Below are 4801 nucleotides of genomic sequence, written 5' to 3'. Positions count from 1 at the left end.
GGCCGCCCGTGTACGTCGCGACTGCCACCGCGCCGGCGATACCGACGAGCACGAGGCTCGTGACGGCGGCGACGGGCCACCCGACGTCGTCGTATCGGAGACCGAGCGCCAGCGGGAGCGTCGCCGCCACGATGGGAACGACGACCGCGAGCGGCAGGAGCAGCTCGGCCATCGGGACCAGCTCACTCATCGGTATCACCCCGGTCGGCGGCGGCCTCCTCGTCCACGGGACCGCTTCCGTCGGCGCGAGCGACATCTTCGGCCGTCACGGCGGTCCCGGGACGACGCGGCAGCGACCCCTCATCCCGCATCAGACTCCGGAGGGTGTCGACGCGAAGCGTGCCGTACTCGTCGTAGATCCGGATACACAGAGCGAGCCCGACGGCGGTGAGGCTCACCCCGACGACGATGGCCGTGAGCACGATCACGTGTGGGAGCGGGCTGACGTACGCCGCGCCCTGCGCTGTCCCCGCGGGGATGATCGGGATCGCGCCCCCCTCGACGTATGCCGAGACGACGAACAACAGGAAGATCGCCGTCTGGAACAGGTTGAGTCCGATTATCTTCTTGATCAGGTTCTCGTTGGCGATCATCATGTACAGCCCGATACACAACAGCAGCGCGAACACGACGTACGCGTGACGCGTCGCGAGCACGTCGAGGACGCTCGCCGTTCCCACGACGGTCGATTCCACGACGGTCGACCCCACGACGGTCGACCCCACGGCCGCTTCGACGATGGAGACGAGCGTCATCGGTCGTCACCCCCGTCGGTCCGGGCCGTCCGGTCGTCGAGATGCCTCTCGCCGTCGGCAGCGGCGGCGTCGGCATCGGAGTCGCCGTCGCCGCTGCCGGCGAACCCCCGCGCGAGCAGGAAGAACAGCCCCATCAGCACGCCGCTGACGATGGACGCGATGCCGAGGATCTCCACGGCCTCCATACCGTAGGTCACGCGGTCGATCCGCGACAGCGGCACCGGGAGCAGCTCGTACTGGAGGAACGCGCCGCCCTGCGTCATCGTGAGGAGCCCGATCCCGGCGAACACGAGCGTCCCGCCGACCGCGAGGCCGACGACCACCGTGTTCGCGAGCCACTCGCGGGTCGCCTCGATGCCGAACGCGAACGCGATCATGAACACGACCGCCGCCATGATCGCGCCGCCCTGGAACCCGCCGCCGGGCGAGCCGCCGCCGTGGAAGGTGACGAACAGCCCGTAGGTGAACGCGAACGGGGCGACGATCTTCACCGTCGGCATGATCACCTGGCTCTCCGTGTACGGGGAACCCTGTCGTGTCGTCGAGTCGAGCCGATCGGTGCGAGTCGGCGCGTCGTCGCCGACATCGGCGACGTCGCTGTCGATGTCGTCCGCCCGGTCGCTCATGCGAACACCTCCCGCCGCAGGACGACGAGGACGGCGATCCCGGCGGCGAACACGACGACCGCCTCGCCGAACGTGTCGAACCCACGGAACGCGGCCAGTACGGCCATCACGGCGTTCTCGACGCCGGTCTCCGCGTACGTCTCGGCGATGTACCACTGCGTGACGTCGACGTTGCTCCACGCGGGCGCGTCGGGGTCGCCGACGGCGGGGATCTCCGCCATCGTCAGCACCATTCCGACGAACAGCAGGCCGGCCGCGCCGGCCGCGGGGAGGTTCACCGACTCGAAGGCGACCTCGTGGTCGATCCGTGTCGTCTTCGCGAGCGTCACTAACAGGAGGACGGTCGTGACGCCGGCGGAGATCGCGGCCTCCGTCATCGCCACGTCGGGCGCGCGGTAGAACGTGTACAGCGCCGCCATCCCGAGGCTGTACGCCCCGAACACGATCACGGCCGCGAGCACGTCCCGCGCGAGCGCCGTAACGATCGCCGTGACGACCACGAAGACGAACAGGCTCGCCTCGATCGCCGTGATCTGCGCGATAACGGGCTGTGGAGCGGAGCCGGCGGCGACGAGGGGAACGGAACCGCTCATCGGCGCTCGTCACCCTCCGTCCACGGCACGATCCCCTCCTCGAAGGCGGCCCGGGCGATCGCGTGAGCCGCCGTCGGGTTCGTTACGAAGATGAAAAACAGCAGGATGACGGATTTGAACCCCGCACCCTCCCAGCCGATCACGAGCGCGACGGCGGCGAGCGCGAATCCCGCACCCAGCGTGTCGGCCTGTGAGGCGGTGTGTGCCCGCGAGTACACGTCCGGTAGGCGGATCACGCCCGTCATCGAGACGAACGTGAAGAAGAGCCCGACGACCACGAACAGGACGACGAGCCCGATCCGCGCCGGTTCGAGCGTCTCGATCACAGCACACCACCCCGTTCGACGGTGAACTTCGAGATGGCGACCGCCATCAGGAAGTTGAGGAGCGCGTAGATCAGCGCGATGTCGAGGAACGTCGGCTCCGAAAGCGCAGCTCCGAGCATCGCGAGGATGACGACCGTGTTGGTGCCGAGCACGTTGACCGCGAGCACACGGTCCTGCATCGTCGGCCCCTTCACCGCGCGGTAGAGCATCCCGATCGCGAGGACGACGAATCCGGCGGCGGCCGCGAGCAGGAAGTCGCTCACGGTGTAGCCGGCGACGAGCGTCGCGTCGACGAGGCTCATTCGTCGGTCACCTCGTCCCCGGCCGCTTCGTCGTCTCCAGCGTCCGTCTCGCTATCGTCGACGTCGCTGACTGCTCCGCCGTCAGCGCGGGCGATCGGGAGCGGTTCGGTCGCGTCCGGGCCTTGGAATATCGCCACGTCGTCACGCTCGCGGGGCGTGGGGAGCCGCGCGGCCTCCCGGCCGTAGTAGATGAACCGGGTCCACCGCTCCAGGGAGCCGTCGAACAGGCCGTCGCGGGCCCACGGGATGAGCGAGTGGACGTAGAGATCGCCGTCACGGGCCCGAACGGTGAGCGTTCCCGGCGTCAGCGTGATCGAGTTCGCGAGCGTCATCAACGGGAGTCCGCTGCCGACGAGCACCCGCACGCGGTTCAGCGTCGGGTCGATCGGCAGCCGCGGATCGAGGATGACGCGAGCGACGATGAGGTTCGACCGGATGATCTCGACCAGCAGGACGGGGACGTACACGAGTCCGCGGAGCATCCGTAGCGGCGTTCGTGGGATCGACGGCTCGGTATCGATACTGACCCGCGAGAGGGTGATGGCGACGATCGTCGCGCTCGCGACGCCGGTCAGCCAGTCGAACCAGTACAGCGGGTCGCCGAGGACGAAATAAAAGACCAATGAGGTCGAGAACAGCGCCGCGAACCGGCGGCCGGTCGCCTCCCGGCGCAGCCGCTCCCGGCGGGTGGGGCGGGCCACGGGAGCCTTCCGCACAGCGAGCGACGTATGTGAGAGCTCGAACTCCAGCGGCTGGAGCAGCGTGGTGTTGCCGACGGGGGTGTACTCCGGATCGAGGATCACGGCTTCGCCCCTGTGCTCGTCGGCGTAGGCGACGAGCTCGCGGGCGTAGTCGCCGGGGCCGAACAGGTACTCCTCGTCGCCGACGATGGCCGTGACGACGCCGATGTCCGCCGCGTCCGCCTCCGCGAGGTCGGCAGTCGCCCACGCAGACGCCTTCTCCAGGACGCGTTCGGCGTCCGCCTCCCGCGCGGCGGTTTCGGGGTCGTCGCGCCGCCACGAGGCGAGCACGACGAAGTGGACCGTGTCGAACCCGTCGTTCTTCGCCGTCTCCGCGACGTATGCGACCGTCGATCGAAGCGTGGAGGTAGGTTCTACGGGAACGACGATCGAGCGGCCCGGGGGTTCGGCGTCGTCGTCAGCCACCCCCGTCACCTCCGGCAGCGTCGGTGATGGGTCGCTGTCTACACATAGTGATGTCTACCCGACGGGTGATTCTACCGACTCAAAACAGTTTGTATCCGTCCCGGCGCTGTCGGCTTCCATGTCCCTGAAACCCGTGTCCGGACGTGGTTCGTGCTGATCATTCGATCACGCCGAGTGCCTCGCCCAACCGGTCGGCGATCCGTCCGGCGACGGCGTCTTTCGTGCCCGTCGCTTCCTCCGGAGTCGAGTCGGGTCCGCCGACGAGCAGGACGCGCGTGCGGTCCTCGCCCATCACGCTCGCGTCGTTGGCGACGACGAACGCCAAGTCGACGCGGTCGCGGATCCGCTCCGCTTCCGCGACCATCGCCGCGTCGTCGCCGTCGGTCTCGGCTTTGAACCCGACGAGCGGGAGGTCGGGGTGCTCCGCGCGGACCGAATCCAACAGCTTGGGCGTTGGCCGGAGGTCGACCGAGAGGGGAGATCCGGACCGGATCTTCTCTTCTACGGCGTCCGCCGTGAAATCCGAGATGGCCGCGGCCGACACCAGGGCGTCCGCGGTCACCGCCGCCGCCCGACAGGCGTCGATCATCTCGTCGGCGGTCTCGACCCGAACCACGTCGGCGTACGGCACCTCGTCGCCGTCGTGCACGAGCGTCACGCTCGCCCCGCGGACGTAGCAGGCGCGGGCGACCGCCCGTCCGGTCTTGCCCGACGCCCGGTTCGTGAGGATCCGGATCGGGTCGATCCGCTCTTTCGTCGCGCCCGCGGTGACGACGACGTGCCGTCCCGAAAGCGTGTCCGGGGTCGTCGCCCGGGCGACCTCCGTGACGATCTCCGCCTCCGCCGCGATCTTCGCTTTCCCCTCCTCGATCCGGGGGTCCGCGAACGTCACTCCCCACGCCTCCAGCGTGTCGAGCGCGGCGAGCACACCGGGATGGTCGTACATCGGCTCGTGCATCGCCGGGGCCATCACCACCGGGACGCCTGCGCCGAGCGCGGTCGTCGCGCAGGTGGTGACGGGCGTGTCGTCGAC

General features: G+C 69.0%; 7 protein-coding genes and 1 pseudogene. All 8 read right to left on the bottom strand.

Going from position 1 to position 4801, the window contains the following annotated elements:
* Positions 1 to 190, bottom strand: a pseudogene (locus tag ACFQEU_RS11510) (monovalent cation/H+ antiporter subunit D family protein); the annotation flags it as partial.
* Positions 183 to 755 (bottom strand): cation:proton antiporter subunit C, encoded by a 573-nt coding sequence (locus ACFQEU_RS11505; protein WP_379782254.1) that lies wholly within the window; start codon positions 753 to 755, stop codon positions 183 to 185. The gene ACFQEU_RS11505 and the pseudogene ACFQEU_RS11510, both read right to left, overlap by 8 nt.
* Complete coding sequence (locus tag ACFQEU_RS11500; protein ID WP_379782252.1) at positions 752 to 1381, bottom strand: MnhB domain-containing protein; 630 nt, start codon at positions 1379 to 1381, stop codon at positions 752 to 754. Before ACFQEU_RS11500 ends, ACFQEU_RS11505 begins: the two co-directional genes overlap by 4 nt.
* Positions 1378 to 1974, bottom strand: a complete 597-nt coding sequence (locus ACFQEU_RS11495) for a DUF4040 domain-containing protein (protein WP_379782250.1) — start codon at positions 1972 to 1974, stop codon at positions 1378 to 1380. Before ACFQEU_RS11495 ends, ACFQEU_RS11500 begins: the two co-directional genes overlap by 4 nt.
* A complete protein-coding gene (gene mnhG, locus ACFQEU_RS11490) occupies positions 1971 to 2297 on the bottom strand; it encodes a monovalent cation/H(+) antiporter subunit G (protein WP_379782258.1) in 327 nt (108 codons plus the stop codon). The genes ACFQEU_RS11495 and mnhG overlap by 4 nt, the downstream gene beginning before the upstream one ends.
* Positions 2297 to 2602 carry a cation:proton antiporter gene (locus ACFQEU_RS11485; protein ID WP_379782247.1) on the bottom strand — a complete coding sequence of 102 codons (306 nt, stop codon included), beginning with the start codon at positions 2600 to 2602 and terminating at the stop codon, positions 2297 to 2299. Before ACFQEU_RS11485 ends, mnhG begins: the two co-directional genes overlap by 1 nt.
* Positions 2599 to 3786 (bottom strand): monovalent cation/H+ antiporter subunit E, encoded by a 1188-nt coding sequence (locus ACFQEU_RS11480; RefSeq protein ID WP_379782256.1) that lies wholly within the window; start codon positions 3784 to 3786, stop codon positions 2599 to 2601. Before ACFQEU_RS11480 ends, ACFQEU_RS11485 begins: the two co-directional genes overlap by 4 nt.
* A gap of 139 nt (positions 3787 to 3925) precedes the next feature.
* Positions 3926 to 4801, bottom strand: an 876-nt coding sequence (locus ACFQEU_RS11475; RefSeq protein ID WP_379782245.1) for a phosphopantothenoylcysteine decarboxylase domain-containing protein, incomplete at its 5' end; no start/stop codon positions are given.

The sequence above is a fragment of the Halorubrum tibetense genome (genome assembly GCF_042661865.1).
Taxonomy (GTDB): Archaea; Halobacteriota; Halobacteria; order Halobacteriales; family Haloferacaceae; genus Halorubrum; species Halorubrum tibetense.
The sequence above is the reverse complement of the archived record's forward strand: the minus strand, read 5'-3'. Positions and strand labels throughout refer to the sequence as shown.

Excerpts from the sequence above, each read along its gene's own strand:
- ACFQEU_RS11505 (WP_379782254.1), bottom strand. The coding sequence starts at position 755 with ATGACGCTCGTCTCCATCGTCGAAGCGGCCGTGGGGTCGACCGTCGTG.
- ACFQEU_RS11500 (WP_379782252.1), bottom strand. The coding sequence starts at position 1,381 with ATGAGCGACCGGGCGGACGACATCGACAGCGACGTCGCCGATGTCGGC.
- ACFQEU_RS11485 (WP_379782247.1), bottom strand. The coding sequence starts at position 2,602 with ATGAGCCTCGTCGACGCGACGCTCGTCGCCGGCTACACCGTGAGCGAC.
- ACFQEU_RS11495 (WP_379782250.1), bottom strand. The coding sequence starts at position 1,974 with ATGAGCGGTTCCGTTCCCCTCGTCGCCGCCGGCTCCGCTCCACAGCCC.